At 38.3% G+C, this 20885-nt stretch carries 23 protein-coding genes; 4 read left to right on the top strand and 19 right to left on the bottom strand.

Going from position 1 to position 20885, the window contains the following annotated elements; translation table 11 throughout:
• Position 1 precedes the first annotated feature (1 nt).
• From BABA_RS16395 to BABA_RS16305, 19 genes are all read right to left on the bottom strand, one after another.
• Complete coding sequence (locus tag BABA_RS16395) at positions 2–211, bottom strand: YqgQ family protein (RefSeq protein ID WP_007086332.1); 210 nt, start codon at positions 209–211, stop codon at positions 2–4.
• Between the two features lie 11 nt (positions 212–222).
• On the bottom strand, positions 223–1782 hold the full coding sequence (locus tag BABA_RS16390; protein ID WP_007086331.1) for a rhomboid family protein: 1560 nt from the start codon (positions 1780–1782) through the stop codon (positions 223–225).
• Positions 1783–1948: 166 nt separating this feature from the next.
• Positions 1949–2143, bottom strand: coding sequence for a hypothetical protein (locus BABA_RS16385; RefSeq protein ID WP_007086330.1), 195 nt, complete (start codon positions 2141–2143; stop codon positions 1949–1951).
• 94 nt (positions 2144–2237) lie between these two features.
• Positions 2238–3191, bottom strand: a complete 954-nt coding sequence (locus BABA_RS16380; protein ID WP_007086329.1) for an L-lactate dehydrogenase — start codon at positions 3189–3191, stop codon at positions 2238–2240.
• Between the two features lie 21 nt (positions 3192–3212).
• Positions 3213–3998 (bottom strand): DUF92 domain-containing protein, encoded by a 786-nt coding sequence (locus tag BABA_RS16375; RefSeq protein ID WP_007086328.1) that lies wholly within the window; start codon positions 3996–3998, stop codon positions 3213–3215.
• The gene (locus BABA_RS16370) at positions 3995–4561 is read right to left on the bottom strand and encodes a 5-formyltetrahydrofolate cyclo-ligase (protein ID WP_007086327.1); all 567 of its coding nucleotides are present in this window, start codon (positions 4559–4561) and stop codon (positions 3995–3997) included. Before BABA_RS16370 ends, BABA_RS16375 begins: the two co-directional genes overlap by 4 nt.
• 56 nt (positions 4562–4617) lie before the next feature.
• The gene (rpmG, locus tag BABA_RS16365; protein WP_007086326.1) at positions 4618–4767 is read right to left on the bottom strand and encodes a 50S ribosomal protein L33; all 150 of its coding nucleotides are present in this window, start codon (positions 4765–4767) and stop codon (positions 4618–4620) included.
• A 55-nt stretch (positions 4768–4822) separates the two neighbouring features.
• Positions 4823–5458 carry a hypothetical protein gene (locus BABA_RS16360; RefSeq protein ID WP_007086325.1) on the bottom strand — a complete coding sequence of 212 codons (636 nt, stop codon included), beginning with the start codon at positions 5456–5458 and terminating at the stop codon, positions 4823–4825.
• Between the two features lie 13 nt (positions 5459–5471).
• Positions 5472–6731, bottom strand: a complete 1260-nt coding sequence (locus BABA_RS16355) for a glycosyltransferase family 4 protein (RefSeq protein WP_007086324.1) — start codon at positions 6729–6731, stop codon at positions 5472–5474.
• Positions 6724–7236, bottom strand: a complete 513-nt coding sequence (locus BABA_RS16350) for a DUF4912 domain-containing protein (protein ID WP_007086323.1) — start codon at positions 7234–7236, stop codon at positions 6724–6726. The genes BABA_RS16355 and BABA_RS16350 overlap by 8 nt, the downstream gene beginning before the upstream one ends.
• A 316-nt stretch (positions 7237–7552) precedes the next feature.
• Entirely contained in the window at positions 7553–8212 is a 660-nt protein-coding gene (phoU, locus tag BABA_RS16345; RefSeq protein WP_007086322.1) for a phosphate signaling complex protein PhoU, read from the bottom strand.
• A gap of 13 nt (positions 8213–8225) precedes the next feature.
• Entirely contained in the window at positions 8226–8999 is a 774-nt protein-coding gene (gene pstB / locus BABA_RS16340; RefSeq protein WP_007086321.1) for a phosphate ABC transporter ATP-binding protein PstB, read from the bottom strand.
• Between the two features lie 12 nt (positions 9000–9011).
• Positions 9012–9791, bottom strand: coding sequence for a phosphate ABC transporter ATP-binding protein PstB (gene pstB / locus BABA_RS16335; protein WP_007086320.1), 780 nt, complete (start codon positions 9789–9791; stop codon positions 9012–9014).
• Positions 9792–9850: 59 nt separating this feature from the next.
• Positions 9851–10738 (bottom strand): phosphate ABC transporter permease PstA, encoded by an 888-nt coding sequence (gene pstA / locus BABA_RS16330; RefSeq protein ID WP_007086319.1) that lies wholly within the window; start codon positions 10736–10738, stop codon positions 9851–9853.
• Positions 10738–11658: a phosphate ABC transporter permease subunit PstC gene (gene pstC, locus BABA_RS16325; protein ID WP_007086318.1), complete on the bottom strand. Its 921-nt coding sequence runs from the start codon at positions 11656–11658 to the stop codon at positions 10738–10740. The genes pstA and pstC overlap by 1 nt, the downstream gene beginning before the upstream one ends.
• Positions 11659–11737: 79 nt before the next feature.
• On the bottom strand, positions 11738–12664 hold the full coding sequence (locus tag BABA_RS16320; RefSeq protein WP_007086317.1) for a phosphate ABC transporter substrate-binding protein: 927 nt from the start codon (positions 12662–12664) through the stop codon (positions 11738–11740).
• A 269-nt stretch (positions 12665–12933) separates the two neighbouring features.
• The gene (locus tag BABA_RS16315; protein ID WP_051186059.1) at positions 12934–15030 is read right to left on the bottom strand and encodes a peptidoglycan D,D-transpeptidase FtsI family protein; all 2097 of its coding nucleotides are present in this window, start codon (positions 15028–15030) and stop codon (positions 12934–12936) included.
• A gap of 215 nt (positions 15031–15245) precedes the next feature.
• Positions 15246–16472, bottom strand: coding sequence for an MFS transporter (locus BABA_RS16310; protein ID WP_007086315.1), 1227 nt, complete (start codon positions 16470–16472; stop codon positions 15246–15248).
• Positions 16473–16581: 109 nt separating this feature from the next.
• Entirely contained in the window at positions 16582–17190 is a 609-nt protein-coding gene (locus BABA_RS16305; protein WP_007086314.1) for a superoxide dismutase, read from the bottom strand.
• Between the two features lie 345 nt (positions 17191–17535).
• On the opposite strand from BABA_RS16305, the gene BABA_RS16300 reads away from it, so the two are divergent.
• From BABA_RS16300 to ispG, 4 genes are all read left to right on the top strand, one after another.
• Positions 17536–18231: a Crp/Fnr family transcriptional regulator gene (locus BABA_RS16300; protein WP_007086313.1), complete on the top strand. Its 696-nt coding sequence runs from the start codon at positions 17536–17538 to the stop codon at positions 18229–18231.
• A 118-nt stretch (positions 18232–18349) separates the two neighbouring features.
• A complete protein-coding gene (locus BABA_RS16295; protein WP_007086312.1) occupies positions 18350–19123 on the top strand; it encodes a DUF1189 domain-containing protein in 774 nt (257 codons plus the stop codon).
• A gap of 103 nt (positions 19124–19226) precedes the next feature.
• Positions 19227–19565: a hypothetical protein gene (locus BABA_RS16290; protein WP_007086311.1), complete on the top strand. Its 339-nt coding sequence runs from the start codon at positions 19227–19229 to the stop codon at positions 19563–19565.
• A gap of 117 nt (positions 19566–19682) precedes the next feature.
• Complete coding sequence (gene ispG, locus BABA_RS16285) at positions 19683–20783, top strand: flavodoxin-dependent (E)-4-hydroxy-3-methylbut-2-enyl-diphosphate synthase (RefSeq protein ID WP_211214193.1); 1101 nt, start codon at positions 19683–19685, stop codon at positions 20781–20783.
• The last annotated feature ends 102 nt before the right edge of the window (positions 20784–20885 follow it).

Genomic DNA, 20885 nt, shown 5'->3' with positions numbered 1-20885 from the left:
CCTATCTTTGTTTACTTTTTTCTCTTTGTAGTTGGATTTCGTGCCGTAAAATTAAAAGTGCCGTTTGAAATTCCCGTGTTTCGATCAACTGCGCTTGATACAACTCCTTTAATTCTGACTCCATCAGTTCAAGGTCGCCGACACGGTCACCCACATAAATTATCGTCCCAAACTGCTTTAAAAATTGTTGAATTTCATAAATTGTTTTCATTCTGGCTGATTCTACCCTTCTCCTATTGATTGAAGATGTTGATCAATTTCACGTACTAAATCTGAATATTGTTTCTGTTTCGGTTCAAGTTTTGCGGCCTTATCAGCATTCACTTTAGCCTGCTTTATATCATTTTGCTCCAAATTAATCAAAGCAAGATTATAGTAGGCTTCATCGAATTCAGGGTCAAGTTGAATCGCCTTTTGCAAATGTCCCTTTGCATCAGCAAGCATTTCCTTCTTTATTTCCACAAAGGAAAGAAGAAAATAGGTTTTCTCCGACAATTTATCTACTTTCTCTTCAGATTCCTTCAAAACTTTGTAGGCTTGATCATAATTGTCCTGTTTTATATATTCTTGTGCCATCAGTAAATGTGCATTTTCATCATTGGATTTGGCCGATGGGCTATAACCATATGTGATTGCTCCCCAGACAATTGCTGCAGAAGCAAAAGAAAAGAGTAATTGCCATCCCAGCTTTTTCTTTTTTGGAAAATGGACAATACCAGCTGCAAGGAAGCCACCAGCCAAGCCACCAAGATGGCCTGCAACATCAATTCCTGATGCCGAGAAACTAAAAACAAGGTTTATTCCAAGGACAATGATCAAGTTCATTCCCATTGTTCGGGAAAATAATTTTGGATAGATTACACCAAAATACAGTAACGCACCGAAACAGCCGTAAATGGCACCACTTGCTCCAGCTGATAAAGTAGAACTAAAGATAAAACTGGCAATTACACCCATGACACCAGCGAATAAATAAATTAAAAGAAAACGCACGCTGCCAAAGATCTTTTCGACTGTTGTACCGAGAAAATATAGGGCAAGTGTATTCATTGCCAAATGGACAAAGCCGATATGCAAGAAAATTGGTGTGATAAATCTCCACCATTCTCCTCCTAAAATTAATTGGTTGACCTTTGCCCCGTATTTAATCAGTGTCGATGTATTGGTGCTCCCGCCGTGAAATTCAAGCCAGAAAAAGACAATGGCCTGTATAGCGATAAACACATAAGTAAAGAAGGGTTTCCCATTGGAAAGAATGGCCCTTTCCGTTTTCACTTTCTTATTCGCAAAATCCAAGGATTCTTTCTTTATGGCTTCTACGTCTTGTTCAGAATAGTCTTCTGCAAAGGAAAAGTAAATCTCTTTCCCCAACCTTTCGGAGATTCGCCCAAATCCCGTATCGAATTCCCCTTTTGCAAATAGAATCGAGCTGACGGTTGTTTTATTTCCTTCCGGATAAACAAACGGATTTGCGATTCGATATTGATATTCATCAACAGGTGGAAATTGGCTGATATATATATTGACTACATTTAATTCTGATCGACCAATTTGCTTTCGGACTCTTTCCCCATTGGCAGCTGTATATTCAATATCCCGCTGCATCGCATTACTCCAATCTAAATCATGGCGCAGCATGCGAATAATAGGTGCCTGCTTATTCTCAACCTTTTCAAGCCATAGTTCTTTTTGATTTTCAAACAATTGAATTATTCGATAACCATGCTCAGAGATGAAAGAGTAGGCCAGCCTCCAAAAGATGTAACTCTCTCTATTGCTCATTTCTCCCCTACTTCCTAACATAAAAGTACCTACAGATATTTAGACATCCTCAAACTATATTCATTTTTGACGTGTTCCTTTTATTATAAACGAAGGATGATGGTTTAGATTACTAAAACGACCTTAATTGTGGATATTTATTAAACAAAAAAACCATCTGTGGTTTTCACCATTCAGACGGTCTTCCAAAAACAGATTGCATCATTTTATTTTTCACACCGGGTAAACTCATCATCGATCCAACTGCAAGCCGGCGCATCCAGCTTGAACCAAGCAGGACGTTAATAATTCGAAAGCGGAAACGGTAAGCAAAATAACCGATTGAGCCAATCATAAAAATCGATGTTAGCATTCGAGACATCATTAATCCCTCCTGCTAATAGTTTGTGATAGTGGCAGTTATTTTATCCAAACTATAAAAAAGATCCGAATGGCAAGAAACCCGCCGCATTATATTAGAAATGTTTAAACACAGGCTCCATTGTTTTCTTTAAAACTTGAACGGAGTTCTTGAATTTTGCCTTCTCTTCCTCATTTAAATCAAGCTCCACGATTTGTCTAACTCCTCTTCGGTTGACTACAGCGGGTACACCGATATAAATATCCTTTTGCCCGTATTCTCCATCTAAATAGGCAGATACGGTTAAAACAGAATTTTCATTTTCAAGGATGGCCTTTGTCAACCTGACAAGTCCCATAGCGATACCATAATAAGTGGCACCTTTCCGCTCAATAATATGGTAGGCCGCATCGCGGACATTTAAAAAGAGTTGATCCAAATCCTCTTGATTAAAACCATCTTTATTATTTGTCCATTCAGAAATGGATGTCCCTGCGATATCGGCATGGCTCCAAACAGGAAGCTCTGTATCACCATGTTCCCCAATAATATAGGCATGAACATTACGGGTATCCACATCAAAATAATCTCCCAGTAAAAAGCGAAACCTTGCCGTATCTAAAATTGTACCCGAGCCGATTACCCGCTCCTTAGGAAGACCGGAAAACTTCCAAACGGCATAGGTTAATATGTCAACGGGATTAGTGGCAACTAAGAAAATTCCATCAAAACCGCTGGCCATTATTTCTTCGACAATCCCTTTAAATATCTTCGTATTTTTTTCAACTAAATCAAGACGTGTCTCACCAGGTTTTTGATTTGCACCCGCGGTGATGACAACGAGATCAGCCTCACCGCATTCCTTATAATCGCCGTACCAAATTTTCGTCCGTGACGGTGCGAATGGTAAGCCATGATTCAAATCCATGGCATCGCCTTCCGCCTTTTCTTTATTTAAGTCTATTAAAACAAGCTCCTCTGTAATGCCCTGATTTAAAAGGGCAAACGCATAGCTGGAACCAACAAAGCCTGTACCAATAAGGGCAACTCTATTCACACGTTTTAACATGACAATACCTCCATTAGCTGCTTATTTTATAACTAGAGTCATTCCAATCGCTGCAATTGCAGCTAGAAAGCCTGACAGAAAATTCACCATATCATTATCCACTAAGGTAAATCCTTTTATTCTAGTTGTTGGCAGCTGACAATGGCGCCTTTTTTCTGTCTCAATGCCGCAACGCTGACAAACATACATTTGTTGGTAATAGGCACCCATTATCGTATCAATGACATTACCAATATAACCAAATAGAAAAACGAGGAATGTTAATCTACTGTCTAAATCGAACAGCCAAAAACTGATAATGGAAATTAGGAATGTCCCTGCAAGGGCAGCAGCACTTCCTAATGAGCTAATGGCACCAGATGTCCCTTTTTCAACTCGCTTAAATGTACGTATGTAAATCGGATTTTTCCGGCTCAAACTGCCAATTTCTGATGCCCACGTATCCGAATTAGCACTAGCAAGACTAACGGCAAACCCAATTTGCCAGATAGGATCATGGTCAAAATAATGGATGATGCTGAAAAGTCCGGCTGCTCCCCCATTAGCGATCACTTGGCGCCAATCCCTTGTCGCCCCTTTTGCTAATTTTTCTTCGATAGGTTGTTTCACTGAACTTTTATATTTTGACCAATAATTTGAGGTGGCAAAGAAGGTACCAAGTAAAATGAGTCCCTTTAATCCAAATCCAACATAAACAGCCGCTCCAACTACTATTGCTGTCCATGCACCCGATTTGGTTAAGGATTTATGGAGATAGCCAACAATTCCAGTTATGAAGATGCCAATAAAGATTAAAATGTCTATCATAATATTTTAATGGTTTCACGATTGGTTATGATCTTCGAAACTGGAATATCATGGTCTTCCACCGGGAAATTAGGGATCATTTGATTATCAAAGGCTAGCGAGAGAGTTTTACCAGCGAAACCTGGTAAGTACCGATCATAATAACCACCGCCAAAACCTAAGCGATACCCTTCTATTGTATAAGCCAGCCCTGGAACAATTAAAAGATCAATCTGATTGGCGGTAACTTCGGTGGTCAATGCTTCGATTGGCTCAAGTAACCCATAGTAGACGGATTCAAGCTGAGAAAATTCCGTTAAGGTTCTGAACGATAATTTTCTTTCTTTCGGATGACATTTTGGTACTGCGACTTGTTTTCCCAGCTCCCATGCCTTCCTGATAATTTGGTATGTATCGACTTCGGGCTGCTTCGAGACGGTAATCCCGATAACGGTTGCTTTTTTAAAGTCTTCGTCTTGAAAAAGTCTGCCTGCAATTTTATATGAGAAATCTTCGTAAAGGGGTTTAGTCAGCCCTGTGAGAGACTCCTTAACTTGATTTCGGAAAGTATTTTTATCATTCATCTTTTGGTGCCTCCTTACTTTTTAACAACAAAAAAAGCAGTAGGAAGCCCCACTGCTTATTTTGTTTCACGATGTGGTGTTGATTTTTTATCTCTTGGGCAATATTTCTTAAGCTCAAGACGATCTGGGTTGTTACGTTTATTTTTTGTTGAAATATAGTTACGATCTCCACACTCAGTGCAAGCTAACGTAATATTTACACGCATGTCAATTTCCCTCCAAACGATTAAGCTAGTTCGTGCATACGACTTTTCTATAATATCATTTTTTAAAAGGAAATGCTAGTGTGTTTTTTAAAAGTGCTTGTTCAATTGAAATCAATTCATTTTTATTTGAACCAGAAATCGTCCAAGTAGTCATTTTACTAGTTTCGTGAGGCGCAATCGTTGTCTTTATGGCAAAAATACTAGCCGCAGATCCTTTCATCATTGGCTGATATTTTAAGTTTCCCTTTTGAAGTGAACTCCAGATTTGATCAGTGTAAGCTTTCCACAGTGGCATGGTTGTGTATTCTTTTATCCCCGAATGATTATATTGTGCATTTACGAGAAAAACCTTTTTATTTGCATGATGAAAAATGTGACGATCTGTTGGGGAAACAAATGTAAAATGGTCTTGTCCGACATTTAAAAAATGATTCATCGCTAAAATTTTTATCTCTTTCGGCTGATTACCATGATTACTTACATAAACACTAGAAAAACGAATCTTAGAGTGAATTTGTTCCTGCTTTACTTTCATGATTAATTCTTCATCGTAAATAACCTTTTCTGTACAGTTTTGCAGCCAAAGGTATTTGCCATTTACCCAAATCCCTGGAACGAATTGAAGCTTCTCAATTGGCAATTGTGGATTAGTAGTTTGTTTATTTTTTTGTTGTTCCGTTATATTTATCATCACTTACACCTATTTACAAATTATTTGGTGTTGCGTTTTGCTCATTTTCATTAATTCTATTACTTACTATTGTATCTTCCATTCTTCTGCTTGTTTCTGAAGCAATTCGTTTCCAGCCGTACAAACTTTTAACAATTTGCCTTCCCTTTTCACCAATTTCTTCTGCTTTCACTGGATCATTTAGTAAGAATTCAATTTGTTTTAGCAGACTTTTGGCATCGCCGGGAACCATCAGCATTCCCGTTTGTAAATGCTTTACAATTCCCTTCATACCTCCAGTATTGGCGACGATTGTTGGTTTCCCAAGGATCATCGTTTCCAAAGCAACAATGCCAAATGGTTCGTAAAGACTTGGTATGACTGCCATCGCACTTCCTTCAATAAGAGCATTTCGCTGTTCATCGGTAATATAACCAATAAAAATGACGTATTGATCTAATTTCCTCGCAATGATTTGCTTCTGATAGGCTTCGAGTAATGGGCCTTTCCCTGCAATAACAAATAAACAATTTACATTCATTTCTTTGGCACATGCTGCTGCTTCAATAATCGTTTCAAACCCCTTTTCCTGAACAATTCTTCCTATTGAAAAAATGTACTTTTTTCGCTTCAGTTCAGGAAATATATCTCCAACATTTCTTTCTGCGTTTAAGGGTTCTATTCCATTCGGTATAACGCTGATTTTTTCATTCTTCGCATTAAAAATGGAGACAAGCCCTTCCTTCATATACTCACTGCAAACAATAAGTTGATCAGACTCTAGGATTAACTGTTTTTCCTTTTCATGAATAAATTGCTGCATTTCTGTATGAATACCATTATTTCTCCCATGCTCTGTGGCGTGAATAGTTGTTAATAATGGAACTTTCATGAACTCCTTTAAGGTAATAGAGGCTGCACCGACTAGCCAATCGTGTGCATGAATGAGATTAAACTTTACCTCTTTTGAAAGTTGCTCAGCCTTGAAGGACATGGCTAAATTAAGTCCAGCAATCCATGAGAGGAAATGATCATCCCATTCATTAATTGGTTTTACCCGATGAACATTCACACCATTCATCCGTTCAAAAGATGGAAGCTCGTTATTCCTAGCAGTTAACACGTGGACTTCGTGGCCCAACATTGCCAAATGCGTGGATAATCCGAATACATGCCGTGAAAGACCTCCAACAATATTTGGCGGAAACTCCCAACAAAGCATCAAAATGGTTAATTGCCAATTTTTTTGTGGTTTATCATCTGAGTCAACCTTTTTGGGAATTCTGCTATTCATTTTTTTCCTCCAAACTGTTTGGGTTCAGGTAATAGCTATATGTACTTACCTGATCCATCCATTTGGGGGGCTGTTCTTCATAACGCTTAAATTGCAAGAAATCCTGTTGGGACACATGCCCGTTTGGTATTTCCGGTGATGGTGTATGAATACAATTAGAGCGATAAAGAGGGAAAAATTCGGTTCCTGTAATATAAACCCCTATTTCAGCAATAAAGCTGCGATTTTCCGTTAATCCTTTAATAAACCAATGTCCTTTTCCATAAGGAACAGGTATCTCGTGATAATAGTGGGCATTTTTACCATTGAAGTATAGATCAGTTACATCAAATATTCTTACAACTTGAATAAGATCTTCAAATTTTCGGTTAAAAAATAATTCAGTAATCTTAATTGGTAATTCGGAAATATCCCAGAAAAGGATGATCTTCCTTGGTGTAACAAGCTTTGCCTTCAGCTCGCCTTTCAGTGGCAATAAATCCGGTGAAGCAATAGATTCAATCATTTTCTTCCTCCAATCTGCAAACAATCAATATATGCACCAAATATCTAAACTATTCATAATAATTGATAATTTAATCGTACCATTAGAATGGAAAGCAGACAATAAACACAAATTGTCGTATCCTGCAAGTTCAAACAGCTAGCTACTTCATGGGCGTGAATTTTTTTTACTCATTAAGACAGATTCATCTTTCTACATAAATCAACACCCTTCAATAATGAAAACACCAATTATTTCGACACTATTTCCCATGAAATAGAAAAAAGATGAAGCCTCATGATTGGCCTCATCTTTGGAAGGTTTACTATTCTACACATTAAGCATTTAAATTAACCCGTTTTCCAGTTACCAGATATATTACATTTTCTGCAATATTCGTTGAATGGTCGGCGATTCTTTCAATAAATCTACATACAAATGCTAATTGGATAATCTGGTTTGTAGCGTTCGGATTCTGTGGGATATAGCTCAATAGCTCGTGTACCAAGTCTCCAAACATTTTGTCCACTTCATCATCTTTTTTCGCGCATTTTTTAGCCATTTCAATATCTTCGGAATAATAGGCAGTGATGGATTCAGAAACCATTTCTAAGGCTATCTCCATCATTTTGGGTATATCAATCATTTCTTTAAAATACTCTTGATTTCCGATATGGAGGGCAGATTTGGCAATATTTACAGCAATATCTGCCAGCCGCTCTACTTCGGACGAAACTCTTAATGCCACACTTATTTTCCGCAGATCAGTCGCTACAGGTGATTCCCTAGCAATTAATAATAAGGCCTTATTGTTAATATCATCATCCAAATCATCGATTTCATTATCTCCGTCAATGACCTTCTTCGCCTTATCCATATCTTGATTTAAAAGGGCAATCATCGCTTCTTTAATTTGCAATTCCGATTTATGGGCCATCGTTAATAGCATTTCTTTTAACTCTTTTAAATTGTGATCAAAATTTGCTCTTGCACTCATTTATGCCACCTCTTCATCCGAATCTTCCTGTAATATAACCCTCAGTACGTGAATCTTTTGGATTTGAAAAAATAGTAGATGTTGAATCTAATTCGATTAATTCACCCATCAAAAAGAAGGCAGTCTTATCCGAAACGCGCGATGCTTGCTGCATGTTATGGGTGACAATGACTATGGTATATTTTTCTTTCAATTCTAATATCAATTCTTCAATTTTCAAGGTTGAAATCGGGTCCAAGGCAGATGTTGGCTCATCCATTAACAAAACATCCGGTTTTGTCGCTAGGGCTCTCGCGATGCACAGCCTTTGCTGCTGCCCGCCTGATAAACCAAGAGCAGGTGCAGACAGACGATCCTTTACTTCTTCCCATAAAGCCACATCCATTAATGATTTGATGACAAGCTCATCAAGGTGCTTCTTCTTTTTGATTCCGTGAACTCTTGGACCGTAAGCGACATTGTCATAAATAGATTGTGGAAAGGGGTTTCCTTTCTGAAAAACCATACCAACATGTTTGCGAAGTTCAACTAGATCGTTTTTCTCGTCTAATATATTTTTTCCGTTTAAATTAATTTCCCCGGTCATTTTAACATTAGGAACCATATTGATCATCAAGTTGAGTGTCTTAATAAAAGTGGATTTTCCGCATCCTGATGGTCCAATGATCGCCGTTACTTCTTTTTTGTTAATCGGAAAGTTGATGCCCTTTAGTGCATGATGATCCCCATACCATAAATTTAAGTTCTTAACATCAAATATTTCTCTGGTCAATGTTGGAATTGTCATTCCATTTCCCCCTTATCCAAATCTTCCTGAGATATATTCTTCCGTCTTCTTGACAGAAGGATTGGTGAAGATTTTTTCTGTAGCATCATATTCAATTAAATCACCGCTTAAAAAGAAGGCTGTTTTATCGGATATGCGGGAAGCCTGCTGCATATTATGGGTGACAATGATAATCGAATAATCCTTTTTCAAATCAACGATCAAATCTTCTACCTTTGAGTTCGAGATAGGGTCCAGCGCCGAAGATGGTTCATCAAGGAGCATTACAGTCGGTTTCATCGCAATCGTCCTTGCAATACAAAGACGCTGCTGCTGGCCGCCCGAAAGCGATAGGGCAGATTTATGGAGTCTGTCTTTTACTTCATCCCACAATGCCGCCTTTTGCAGGCTTTCCTCGACAATCTCATCTAGCTGACTTTTCTTTTTGATTCCACTGAACTTCAGGGCATGCGTTATATTTTCATATATTGACTTAGGAAATGGATTTGGTTTCTGAAAAACCATCCCAATTTCTTTTCGTAATGCGACCACATTGATTTGTTCTGACAAAATATTAATGTCCTCATAAAGGATTTCACCTTGCGCTCTTGCACCGGGGATCAGATCATTCATTCGATTGACGCTTCTTAAAAACGTTGACTTTCCACAGCCGGAGGGTCCTATCAAAGCTGTTACAGAATTTTTTTCAATATCCATGGAAATACCGTTTACAGCACGTTTTTCACCATAGAAAATTTCTAAATTATTTACTTTTAATATATTATCCATTTGCAACTGGACGGTTGATTGCATAGTTTGTTCTGCCGTTTCCTTTTCCAATAAAGTTGTAACCATCCGTTTTCACCTGCCCTTTATTTAGTTGCAGTCACTTTCTTAGTTATGATACTTCCAATCCATCTAGCTAACAGGTTAAATAGTAAGACTGAAATGACTAGCACAGCTGCCGAACCATTGGAAACCGCTTCAACATCGGGAATTAACCCCTGTGTGTTGACAGACCAAATGTGTACAGCGAGCGTTTCAGCTGGACGAAATATATTTAAAGGAGATTGATCCGAAAATGGATTCCAATTTGTATAATCAAGTCTTGGTGTTGAAAGTCCTGCTGTAAATAATAATGCTGCTGCTTCTCCAAACACACGCCCTGCTGCAAGAATAATCCCCGTTAATATTGATGGAAAAGCACTAGGTAATAGTACGGTTTTTATTGTATGCCAATGAGTAATACCTAAGGCAAGACTGGCCTCTTTCAGTTCACGAGGAACATTACGAATAGAGTCCTCGCTTACACGCACGATAACAGGCAAATTAAAGACTGTCAGTGCTAAGGCACCTCCTAAAATCGTATATCCCCAACCAGTAATGTTAACAAACATCAATAATCCGAACATTCCTATTACGATAGAGGGCAGTGATGCTAAAACTTCAATACAGGAGCGAATAATGTCCGTTACTTTTCCCGGCTTCGCATACTCTGCCATATAGATTCCCCCGCCAATCCCAAGGGGAATAGCAATAATCATAGTAATAAGTAAAATATAAAACGAATTAAATAATTGGTCGCGAATTCCTCCACCCGCACGGATATTGCTTGAAGGTGTAGTTAAAAACTCCCATGAAATGTGTTTAAATCCATTGACTAAAATATAAGAAAATAATCCAACTAGAATTGAAATGATAATAATGGCAATAGCAACAAATACTCCGGTTGCAATTCGGTCAGCTGTTTTACTTTTCATTACAGCTTCCTCCTTGATGAAAGATAACGGATGAGTAAAATAAAGGCAAACGACATAACTAATAAAATTAACCCCATCGACCAAAGTGTATTATTTTCCACACTTCCGTAAGTTGTATGACCCATATTTAACGTAATAATTGTTGTTAACGTAGCGGAAGCATCCAAAATACTTGATGGTAAATTCCTTACATTCCCGATTACCATTTGAACGGCTAATGCTTCACCAAATGCTCGAGCCATCCCCAAAACAATTGCCGTCATTAGTGATGGGAGTGCAGCAGGGATCAACACTTTTCGAATAGTTTGCCAACGAGTCGCGCCAAGAGCGTAAGAACCTTCTCGTAAATATTTGGGTAATGAACTTATTGCGTCCGTAGCAATGGTCGTGATTGTTGGTAAAATCATGATCGATAGCACAATCATTCCGGAAAGCAAACTAAAACCTAGTCCACCCACATGTTCCCTTATAAATGGAACTAATACTGTAAGCCCGATGAATCCATAAACAACAGATGGAATTCCAACTAATAGCTCAATGACTGGCTGTAATATTTTTCTTCCCCATGATGGTGCAATCTCTGTCATGAATATCGCGCCGCCAATCCCTAATGGTGCTGCTACCAGCGCTGAAAGGAATGTTACAGCAAATGAACCGAAAATAAACGGTAATGCCCCATATTCCGGATTGGCTTGATTGGTAGGATTCCAATGCGTACTGCTTAAGAACTCAATAAGACTGACACCATTTTTAATAAAAGATTGCAACCCCTTTGTGCCTAGAAAAATGGTAATGGATATAGTTGCGGAAATCATAATCACGGCACATATAATCACTAGCATCTTTCCGCGTAATTCCCCGTCCAGCCTATTTTTAGAGGATTTTAACAATCTTTCTTTTGCAGGAATTATTTTTTCCATAATGAACCAAACTCCCCTGAAATACGTCGTAATGGGGTAAATGCCTAGTGCATTTACCCCGTTTATTCATTTACATCATTTATAAATTCTTTTGATTTCCTTCTGCATCGCGTTCTACTTTCATTTTTGTAACAGGAAGATATCCTTGTTCTTTTAATAAAGTAGTTTGGATATCATCTGACATTAAGTAGTCAAGGAACGCTTTTGCTAAATCAGTTGCTTCACCTTTTGTGTATGAATGTTGGTATGCCCATACTGGGAATTTACCTGACTGTACATTTTCTTCTGTTGGTTCTACACCATCAATTGCAAGTGGTGTTACAGAATCATCAGTGAAGTATGAGAATGCAAGGTAACCAACTGCACCATCTGTTTCGTTAATGATTTTCTTAACTGTGTTAGAAGAATCTTCGGTAATTCCTTCTGCTGGTGTTGCACCATCAAGTGCAAACTTATTGAATATTGCACGTGTTCCAGATGAATCAGGACGGTTTACAAGCACGATCTTTTGATCTTTTCCGCCAAGTTCTTTCCAGTTTGTAATTTTACCTGTGAAAACTTTAATTAAATCTGCTTTTTTAATATCTTTAATACCAACCTTAGGATTAACCGCTGCAGTCATACCCACAACAGCTACTTTGTGATCAACAAGCTCACTTGCTTTATCAGGAATTTTCTCTTCAGCAAATACGTCTGAGTTACCAATTTGTACAGATCCTTCAGAAACTTGTGATAGGCCTGTACCAGAACCACCTGCTTGTACTTGTATATCAGCTTTTGGATTTTCATTCATAAATTCTTCAGCTGCTGCTGCTACCAATGGCTGCATTGCAGATGAACCAGAAATGGATAGCGAGCCTGAAATTTCTTTCTTTTCCGTTTTTGGCGCTGCTGATTTGTCAGTTTCTGTTGTTTTGTCTGTTGATGTACCGCCACCACAAGCAGCCATAACTATCATTAACGCTGCCAATATTGTAAGTAGGCTTAATTTTTTCAAACTTTTCATTTCCTTTATTCCCCCTAAGGTTTTTGATGGTGATGATGTTTGTCTGCCTTACATGAATAAGAATACGGTATAACTGTAAACTGCGTTTTAAGGAATTGTAAAGGTTTTGTAAATATACATTGTTCTTTTGTAAATTCGACAAATTTCATCGATTTTCTGGCTTAACTAACAATAGGTTACATATTCTATTAAATATAGTTCTCAAAATGATTACTTTGTATGTAAAAAAAACACCTATCTCAAATTTGAGACAGGTGTTCTATTCATTATCATTGACCGGATTGCTGGGTGTTTTGAGTTGTATCAGCATTATTTGGTTGCTGCTCAGTACCTTGAGATCCCTCATTGAGCGAACGTGACTTTTTCAAGTCGAAGTAGGCATCTAACACTCTCTTGCCAATTGTCATATTAACACTTGGGCCAGTATTTCCTTGATAAGCCCATGGGACAACAACGGCCATAGCCACTTCTGGATTATCGAATGGCGCAAAGCTTACAAGGCTTAGGTTCATTACATCTGTATTCTTTTGCGATTTAACAGGACCGTCATAAAACGCTTGTGCCGTTCCTGTTTTACCAGCAGGGTTATAGGCAGCACCTTTAAAGGTACCAACGCCCGTACCATCGCCAACCGCCATAACCATTCGAAAACCTTCTTGAACCCGCTTGATCCATTCGTCTTTCATATCTAAATGATTCAGCACTTTCGGTTGGATTTCTTCCACAATCGGACCTAATTCATTATTTTCCATAATTGGTTCGCGGATTTCTTTGACAAGATGCGGCTGTACACGATTTCCACCGTTCGCAATTGTAGAAACATACTGTGCAAGCTGGATGGGTGTATACGTATCATATTGCCCTATCGCAAGATCCAGAGCTAAACTGGCCTGTTCATCTGAACCTGGAAAACCGCTCATTTCATTCGGGAGGTCAATCCCCGTCCTCGTTCCTAAACCAAACTGCGCGAAGGATTGGCGCATCGTATTAAACGTCTTCTTCGCGTCTATTAAAAGTGGACCGTTCGGAACATACCTTCCGTGTCCCATAGCAATGACCGTTTTCCACATATACACGTTGGATGAAACCTGTAATGCTCTAAGATCATTAATGGATCCAAATGTCTTCCAGGATTTTTTTGGCTTAGTATTTTTGAATACTAACGGCTCATCAACTAGGTACTGCCCTGGGCTAATGGCCCCTGTTTTATACCCGGTTAAAATGGTTGCTCCTTTAACAGCAGAACCCACGTTATAGGATGTAGTAATATTACCGCCGGCAAAGTCCTTCATGACCGTTTTGCCGTCATCATCCTTGCTAATTTGTCTTCCAGCAAGCGATAACACTTCCCCAGTGTGAGGATTCATTAATACCACAAAGGCACGATCCAAAAGAGCGGTGCCGGGCTTTTGCTTTGCACTCCACATTTCCTCTTCAATAATCTTTTCAACCTGCTGCTGCAGATCCATATCTATAGTTAGGACAAGGTCTTTTCCCCGCTTGCCATCCGAAAGAACTTCGGAAGAGATGATTTTCCCTGACTTATCTGTTATATTTTTTACTTTTGCTTTTTGACCATGGAGAACATCTTCGTATTTAAGCTCAAGATAACTTTTTCCAACCCGGTCATTTCGGCTGTAGTCACGTGCCAAATATTTTTCTACTTGTTCTTTTGGAATACCTGCTTCAGTAGTTGAAACATCTCCTAATATTGATTTTAATGTATTGCCAAATGCGTACATTCGCTCCCAATCCGTTGTGGTATCAACCCCAGGGAGGTTTTCTAAATTTTCACTGACAACGGCAAATTCTTCAGGAGTTACATCTTTATTTTTGACAATTTGTGGTGTTAAGGCATAACCGCTATTAAATTCTCTGTAAATTGCAAGTGTTTCAAGGTCTTCCCCTTGAATACTATCTACTTCGGCATCTGTAACCCGGTCAATCTGCAATTTATAAATTTGCTTATCATCTAATTTTTTCTGATCATATAAATTCCATTCTTTTTTCGTGATTTTTGCCTTTGCTTCTTTCGGATGTTTAATGATCCAAAAATCCTTTTTATCACGAACAGGAACTTTTGAGGTATCTTTGGTTATTAGTTTCGCTAATTTCGCAGCTGTTTCAAGCATTTTCTTTTGATCAGCATTTTGGTACTTTGTGTAAGTAATTGCATTTAACGGGGTATTATCAACGATAACTTTCCCATTTCTGTCAATCATTTTCCCTCTAGGAACAGGATTATTAACGGTTATATCCTCTGTCCGCTGAATTTCACGTTTAAAATCATCACCAAAGACAATTTGTAATTCACCCAGGCGAAGGATCAGGATGGAAAAAAGCACAAATACAACAAAAAACACCATGTTCAAACGAAACGGGACATGTGTTTTCTTTTTTTTCTTTTTATTATTAACCAAGATCTATATACACTTCCTTTTATACAATGCTCCACATAACTTTCTCTATTTTATAAGATATTGTCCGATATATCTATGAATAACACTTACCAATTTAAAGAAAAGCGGAAACGTATGTAATCCTACTTTTATAAAAAAAAATGCGATGAGTAATAAGATACTCATCGCATTTTCACCTCGGGTAATTGTACCCGCTTTATAAAAAAATAAATGACCGAATGACCAGCACCTATAAACAACAGTAAGATCGGAATACTTTTCGCTTCATTAAACCAAGTAACCGCAGCGAGGAAGGCAAGAATAGAAACGATCCGCCCTATATTTAAGAAAATCTCACGAACCACAATATACTCAATTCGCATTTCCGCTGCTTTCCAACCAGTTCCAATCACATCATATGTAGTAGAATGATACGGGACAAGCAAAAGTGGATAGGCCACCGCAATCATTGCCGCGTATATTAACAATTTTGTAAAATTCAAATCCCAAACGATCAGCAGGACTGCAGCATAAAGGATGATGCCGCCAATCAGAATAGCCTTTTTACGATAATTTTTTTTAATCATCCTTGAAGCAAAATAATATGCAACAAAGGATATCCCCGAATTGATTAGTCCAAATGTTCCTAATGCCATTTCACTGCCTGTCGAAATAAAGACAAACACGGAGATAACGAATAAAAACGTCCCTTCTCTAAGTCCCTGAAAAAAGTGGGCATTCGTAATGAGACGCCAATTTTCATTTAGTTTTCTTTCTTCAATGATCCGCTTAAAGCAATATTTTCCTGAAGCGGGTCTTCGTTTTAGTGAAAAGCTCATAAATACAGCCAGTGCAAATAAAGCTAATGACAAACCAAACACAAACGTATATCCCGTAAATTTTTCAAATCTAGTGATAATAATGCCGGCAGCTAATGGGCCAATCATCCCGCCCGCCGAGGTTAAAATCCCTAAAAATCCATTAAAAAAGTCTCTTGTCTCAGGCTCGGTAATTTCAAACGTTAACACATTATAGGCGAGCCAATAAAAACCATACCCAATTCCAAGCAGGCTTCCCAATAATAGCAGGTAAGTGGAAGCCTTTGTCCCCGAGATTAATACCGCAAGATAAAACAGTGCCAAAAAAATAACTCCGATTCGAAGAACTATAACCCTGTCGATTTTCTTTGCCCAACGCCCCGCTAGGATAAACGTTAACGGCTGCAAAACAACAATCGAGAGGTTGTAAAGGGCGATATCCGAATATTTTCCTGTTTGTTTCCAAAGATAAATATTCACAAATGTGTTCGATAAGGCTACACTCAATGAATATAAGCCGCCAATAATCAGCAAAAGTGATAAATCCTTGGTTAATTCTACATCACCTAAAATCTTAAATTTTTTTGCCATAAAAAAACTCCCCTTTGTATAAGGGTAGTCTTTATCTAGGCGATGGTTCTTATTCAATATTTTAGGAAAACGAAAAGAGGCAGCCAGTGGCTGCCTCTTTTCATTTTATTTATTTTGCTGCGCTGTAACGCTTAGAAACTTCGTCCCAGTTAACTACATTCCAGAATGCACCGATATAATCAGGGCGTTTGTTTTGGAATTTTAAGTAATATGCATGTTCCCAAACATCAAGACCAAGGATAGGAGTCTTTCCTTCCATTAGTGGGGAGTCTTGGTTAGGAGTGCTTGATACTTCTAATTCACCATTGTTTACAGATAACCATGCCCAGCCAGAGCCGAAACGAGTAGTTGCTGCTTTAGCGAACTCTTCTTTAAAGCTTTCGAAGCTGCCAAATTTGCTGTTGATTGCGTCAGCTAATTCACCAGCAGGTGCGCCGCCGCCATTTGGAGAAAGGATTTGCCAGAATAAAGAATGGTTAGCGTGTCCGCCGCCATTGTTACGAACTGCAGTACGTGCAGCCTCTGGAACCGCATCCAAATTAGCAATTACTTCTTCAACTGATTTAGAAAGTAATTCTTCATTACCAGCTAATGCATTGTTTAAATTTGTTACGTATGTGTTGTGATGTCTAGTGTGGTGAATATTCATTGTTTCTTTGTCAATGTGTGGTTCAAGTGCATCTTCTGCGTAAGGTAAATTCGGTAATTCAAATGCCATAATAAATTCCTCCTATGTACGGATAATTTTTTAGGCTTTAGTAATTCTTACTTTTTAAGAATATTTCTAAAGCTTTAGTCTAAAGATACCAAAATTTGTTCATTGTTTCAAATTTAATGCTTAGTCTCCACCATAAATACAATGCCCCATAAACAGATATTTATTCCAAGTTTGTAGAGCCTAGTAAGATTTCGAAAAATTGTCATGCTTCACCAAAACAGCATGCTGTCAACGATTTTAGTCATAATCCCTTTATCCCCCTTCCAAATCATGTAAACGCCATATTGACATGATGTTAATAATTCATTTAAATCAAGCTGAAGGGTTGATTAGGGAGTGATAGTTATGCAAAAAAGCACCATTTCTATATATAATTTATTGGAACAATTTTTTCGAAAAAGTGAGCCAATTCAACGAATTAAATCTGGTACAGTTCTATTTCAAGAAAAAGATTCTGTTGAATATGTTTACTTATTGCTTAAAGGCAGTATCGCCCTTGGCAGGGTCCACTTACGCGGGAAGGATTTTATTTTAAAAATCTTAAACGACCATGAATTAATGGTTGAGTACCAGCTATTTAAAGCTGCCCCTCACTATCAATTTTATGCCAAAACACTAACAGACTGTGAACTCCTGTATATTAAAAAAGAGCAATTTGAGGATTTTATTTTAGCAGACCCCGAAGCGATGAGCGCACTTGTAATTTGGTTAAGCACCGGTTACTTAAAGGCACAGATGAAGTGTCAGGACTTAATTATGAACGGAAAAAAGGGAGGTTTATACTCCATCCTCATTCGCCTCTGTAATTCATATGGAGTGAAGTCAGAGGATAGCATACTCATAGATCTGCCATTAACACATCAAGAATTAGCCAATTTAACCTATGGAACAAGAGAGGTCGTTCAACGCACCTTGATGGAACTTCGCCAGAAAGACATTATTTCATATGAAAATCAAAAGTTTACTGTGAAGAATTTAAGCTTTTTAAAAGAGCAAGTAGATTGCCAAAATTGCTCATTTGAAATTTGCGGTCTGAATTAGATTTTACAGCCACCCATTAAAGGTGGCTTTTACCTTTATTGAAAACCTTTCTTCTTCCTTGTATATAACGATTGCACAAGCTACAATAGAGATTGAATCTGCATAAAGGTGGTCCACAATGAATATTTTCAAACAATTTTATAAAAGCATTTACTCCCCAAAGGATATAGCCTTATTTCGTTTTCAAGGAATTGGAAAAACAATTTTATATGTCTTTTTCCTTACTTTTATTTCGATACTTCCATCCGTCATTTATATGAGTACTGCACTTTCTTCCGGAATAGATTCTGCAAGGACCATTATAGAGGATAAAGCACCCGATTTTTCGATAAAAAACGGTGTACTTTCGGCAAAGACGAAAGTACCGGTTACAATTGATAAGGATGACTTCACCATTATTATTGATCCAACTGGAGTCATCTCTGATGCGGATGTGGAGAATGAAGGAAATGCATTCGCTCTTTTGAAAAATGAATTTGTTCTCTCTTCAGGTGGCAGGATTGATACCTATCCCTATTCCATGTTAGAAGGGCTTCACATCACAAAGGACGACTTCCTTCATTTTACTGATAAGATTAGCTCAATGAAGGGAATTATTATCCCTGTGGTGTCCCTGTTAATTTATTTGTTATCAAGCGCATCAAGTTTTATCGAAGTATCTGTCTTAGCACTGTTTGGTCTAGCCATTAAAAATCTATTAGGCAGAAAACTAAACTACCGGCAATTATGGAGAATGGCTGCATATAGTGAAACCCTGCCAACCGTATTTTTCACCGTTATGGCTGCGATGAAGACTTCCGTGCCAAACAGCTTCGTTATTAATTGGTTTGTAGCAATTATTGTTTTAGCCTTAGCCATAAATGAAATGCCAAAACCGAAAAAAGCAAGCTAGAAATTCGCCCAGAAATATTGGGCGTTTTTTATTTGGTAGGCGTTCTTTTTAGGATTGGACAAGCATAGGAATATACAAACATTCCATGATGGAGGCTTGTCCGATGAAAAAGTTATTTAGTTTTCTAGTTGCCATTTTAGTCCTTTATGTCATTTATTTTGATCTCACCATTGGCACCCTTCCTACTTCCACTACTAAACAGGTTGATGCAAAAGTAGTGACAAAGGGAGAAACAAAAGGACCAAAATCGGACATTCCTGCATTTGAAGCGAAAGTAAAGCCCGGTGAAACCGTGATATCGATTGTCGAGCACGAATTAAATAACCCACTTCCAGTTTCTATTACAGAATTAATAAACGACTTTCGAGAACTAAATCCAGAACAGTCTCCTGAAAAAATTCAAATCGGGGCTACATATCATTTCCCTGATTACTCAAACTAAAGTGGATAGATGCATATTGTTGTCAAAATTAGCAGTTGACTGATAAAATAGAATCGAATTGTTTATTAACCTATGATTCGAATTCCAATTTAAAGGAGCGAATTCCACGTGAGTGAAATTATACATCGCACGAAGACCCGACCAATAAAAGTGGGAAATTTAACGATTGGCGGGAGTAATGAAATCATTATCCAAAGCATGACAACAACAAAAACCCATGATGTTGAGGCAACCGTAGCCGAAATAAAACGCCTTGAGGAAGCAGGCTGCCAAATTGTTCGGGTGGCATGCCCTGATGAACGTGCGGCGAATGCAATTCCGGAAATCAAAAAAAGAATCAACATCCCGCTTGTCGTCGATATTCACTTTGATTATAAATTGGCGCTTAAAGCAATTGAGGGCGGAGCCGATAAGATCCGAATCAATCCCGGAAACATTGGAAAACGGGAAAAGGTCGAAGCGGTCGTTAAAGCGGCTAAAGAAAAGGGCATTCCTATTCGGATTGGCGTAAATGCAGGATCTCTAGAAAAGAAAATTCTTGAAAAATATGGCTATCCAACAGCGGATGGAATGGTTGAAAGTGCGCTACATCATATTCAAATTCTTGAGGATTTAGATTTCCACGACATTATTGTGTCTATGAAGGCATCAGATGTCAATCTTGCCATCGAAGCATACGAAAAAGCGGCTCGTGCTTTTGATTATCCATTGCATTTAGGAATTACAGAGTCTGGGACGCTTTTCTCCGGTACAGTTAAAAGTGCTGCAGGGTTAGGAGCCATTATTAGTAAGGGAATCGGGAACACGCTTCGAATCTCTCTTAGTGCCGACCCTGTTGAAGAAGTAAAAGTTGCCAGAGAACTGTTAAAAGTATTTGGTCTTTCTTCCAATGCCGCCACTTTAATTTCTTGTCCAACTTGTGGAAGAATTGAAATTGACCTAATTAGTATTGCAAATGAGGTTGAAGAATATATTTCAACTATCAAAGCACCAATTAAGGTTTCTGTCCTTGGTTGTGCCGTAAACGGCCCTGGTGAGGCTCGTGAGGCTGATATCGGGATTGCCGGTGCCCGCGGAGAAGGTTTGTTATTTAGAAAGGGTGAAATCGTCCGCAAGGTTCCTGAAGCGGATATGGTAGAGGAACTCAAAAAGGAAATTGACCTAGTGGCTGAAGAGTATTTCCAAAAAAAGGCTGAAGAAGAAAAGATAACAAAATAAACATCAAGAAACCCGGTTTATAAAAACCGGGTTTCTTTTTTATTTCCAGCTCCAGCGCCCTAGCGGCTAGTGTCCTTCGCTCTCCGCCCTACGATAAGTCAA

Source organism: Neobacillus bataviensis LMG 21833, from assembly GCF_000307875.1.
GTDB classification, from domain to species: Bacteria; Bacillota; Bacilli; order Bacillales; family Cytobacillaceae; genus Neobacillus; species Neobacillus bataviensis.
Note: the sequence above shows the minus strand (reverse complement) of the source record. Positions and strands in the feature narration are given on the sequence as shown.

What these genes read in the sequence shown, in the direction of transcription:
- BABA_RS16390 (WP_007086331.1), bottom strand. Translation starts at nt 1,782, where the DNA reads ATGAGCAATAGAGAGAGTTACATCTTTTGGAGGCTGGCCTACTCTTTC.
- BABA_RS16310 (WP_007086315.1), bottom strand. Translation starts at nt 16,472, where the DNA reads ATGGCAAAAAAATTTAAGATTTTAGGTGATGTAGAATTAACCAAGGAT.
- BABA_RS16290 (WP_007086311.1), top strand. Translation starts at nt 19,227, where the DNA reads ATGAAAAAGTTATTTAGTTTTCTAGTTGCCATTTTAGTCCTTTATGTC.
- pstC (WP_007086318.1), bottom strand. Translation starts at nt 11,658, where the DNA reads ATGGAAAAAATAATTCCTGCAAAAGAAAGATTGTTAAAATCCTCTAAA.
- BABA_RS16370 (WP_007086327.1), bottom strand. Translation starts at nt 4,561, where the DNA reads ATGAATGATAAAAATACTTTCCGAAATCAAGTTAAGGAGTCTCTCACA.
- BABA_RS16385 (WP_007086330.1), bottom strand. Translation starts at nt 2,143, where the DNA reads ATGTCTCGAATGCTAACATCGATTTTTATGATTGGCTCAATCGGTTAT.
- BABA_RS16350 (WP_007086323.1), bottom strand. Translation starts at nt 7,236, where the DNA reads ATGATTGAATCTATTGCTTCACCGGATTTATTGCCACTGAAAGGCGAG.
- BABA_RS16295 (WP_007086312.1), top strand. Translation starts at nt 18,350, where the DNA reads ATGAATATTTTCAAACAATTTTATAAAAGCATTTACTCCCCAAAGGAT.
- BABA_RS16375 (WP_007086328.1), bottom strand. Translation starts at nt 3,998, where the DNA reads ATGATAGACATTTTAATCTTTATTGGCATCTTCATAACTGGAATTGTT.
- pstB (WP_007086321.1), bottom strand. Translation starts at nt 8,999, where the DNA reads ATGACAATTCCAACATTGACCAGAGAAATATTTGATGTTAAGAACTTA.
- BABA_RS16380 (WP_007086329.1), bottom strand. Translation starts at nt 3,191, where the DNA reads ATGTTAAAACGTGTGAATAGAGTTGCCCTTATTGGTACAGGCTTTGTT.
- pstA (WP_007086319.1), bottom strand. Translation starts at nt 10,738, where the DNA reads ATGAAAAGTAAAACAGCTGACCGAATTGCAACCGGAGTATTTGTTGCT.
- BABA_RS16300 (WP_007086313.1), top strand. Translation starts at nt 17,536, where the DNA reads ATGCAAAAAAGCACCATTTCTATATATAATTTATTGGAACAATTTTTT.
- BABA_RS16395 (WP_007086332.1), bottom strand. Translation starts at nt 211, where the DNA reads ATGAAAACAATTTATGAAATTCAACAATTTTTAAAGCAGTTTGGGACG.
- pstB (WP_007086320.1), bottom strand. Translation starts at nt 9,791, where the DNA reads ATGCAATCAACCGTCCAGTTGCAAATGGATAATATATTAAAAGTAAAT.
- BABA_RS16315 (WP_051186059.1), bottom strand. Translation starts at nt 15,030, where the DNA reads ATGGTGTTTTTTGTTGTATTTGTGCTTTTTTCCATCCTGATCCTTCGC.
- BABA_RS16320 (WP_007086317.1), bottom strand. Translation starts at nt 12,664, where the DNA reads ATGAAAAGTTTGAAAAAATTAAGCCTACTTACAATATTGGCAGCGTTA.
- phoU (WP_007086322.1), bottom strand. Translation starts at nt 8,212, where the DNA reads ATGAGTGCAAGAGCAAATTTTGATCACAATTTAAAAGAGTTAAAAGAA.
- BABA_RS16355 (WP_007086324.1), bottom strand. Translation starts at nt 6,731, where the DNA reads ATGAATAGCAGAATTCCCAAAAAGGTTGACTCAGATGATAAACCACAA.
- BABA_RS16360 (WP_007086325.1), bottom strand. Translation starts at nt 5,458, where the DNA reads ATGATAAATATAACGGAACAACAAAAAAATAAACAAACTACTAATCCA.
- rpmG (WP_007086326.1), bottom strand. Translation starts at nt 4,767, where the DNA reads ATGCGTGTAAATATTACGTTAGCTTGCACTGAGTGTGGAGATCGTAAC.
- BABA_RS16305 (WP_007086314.1), bottom strand. Translation starts at nt 17,190, where the DNA reads ATGGCATTTGAATTACCGAATTTACCTTACGCAGAAGATGCACTTGAA.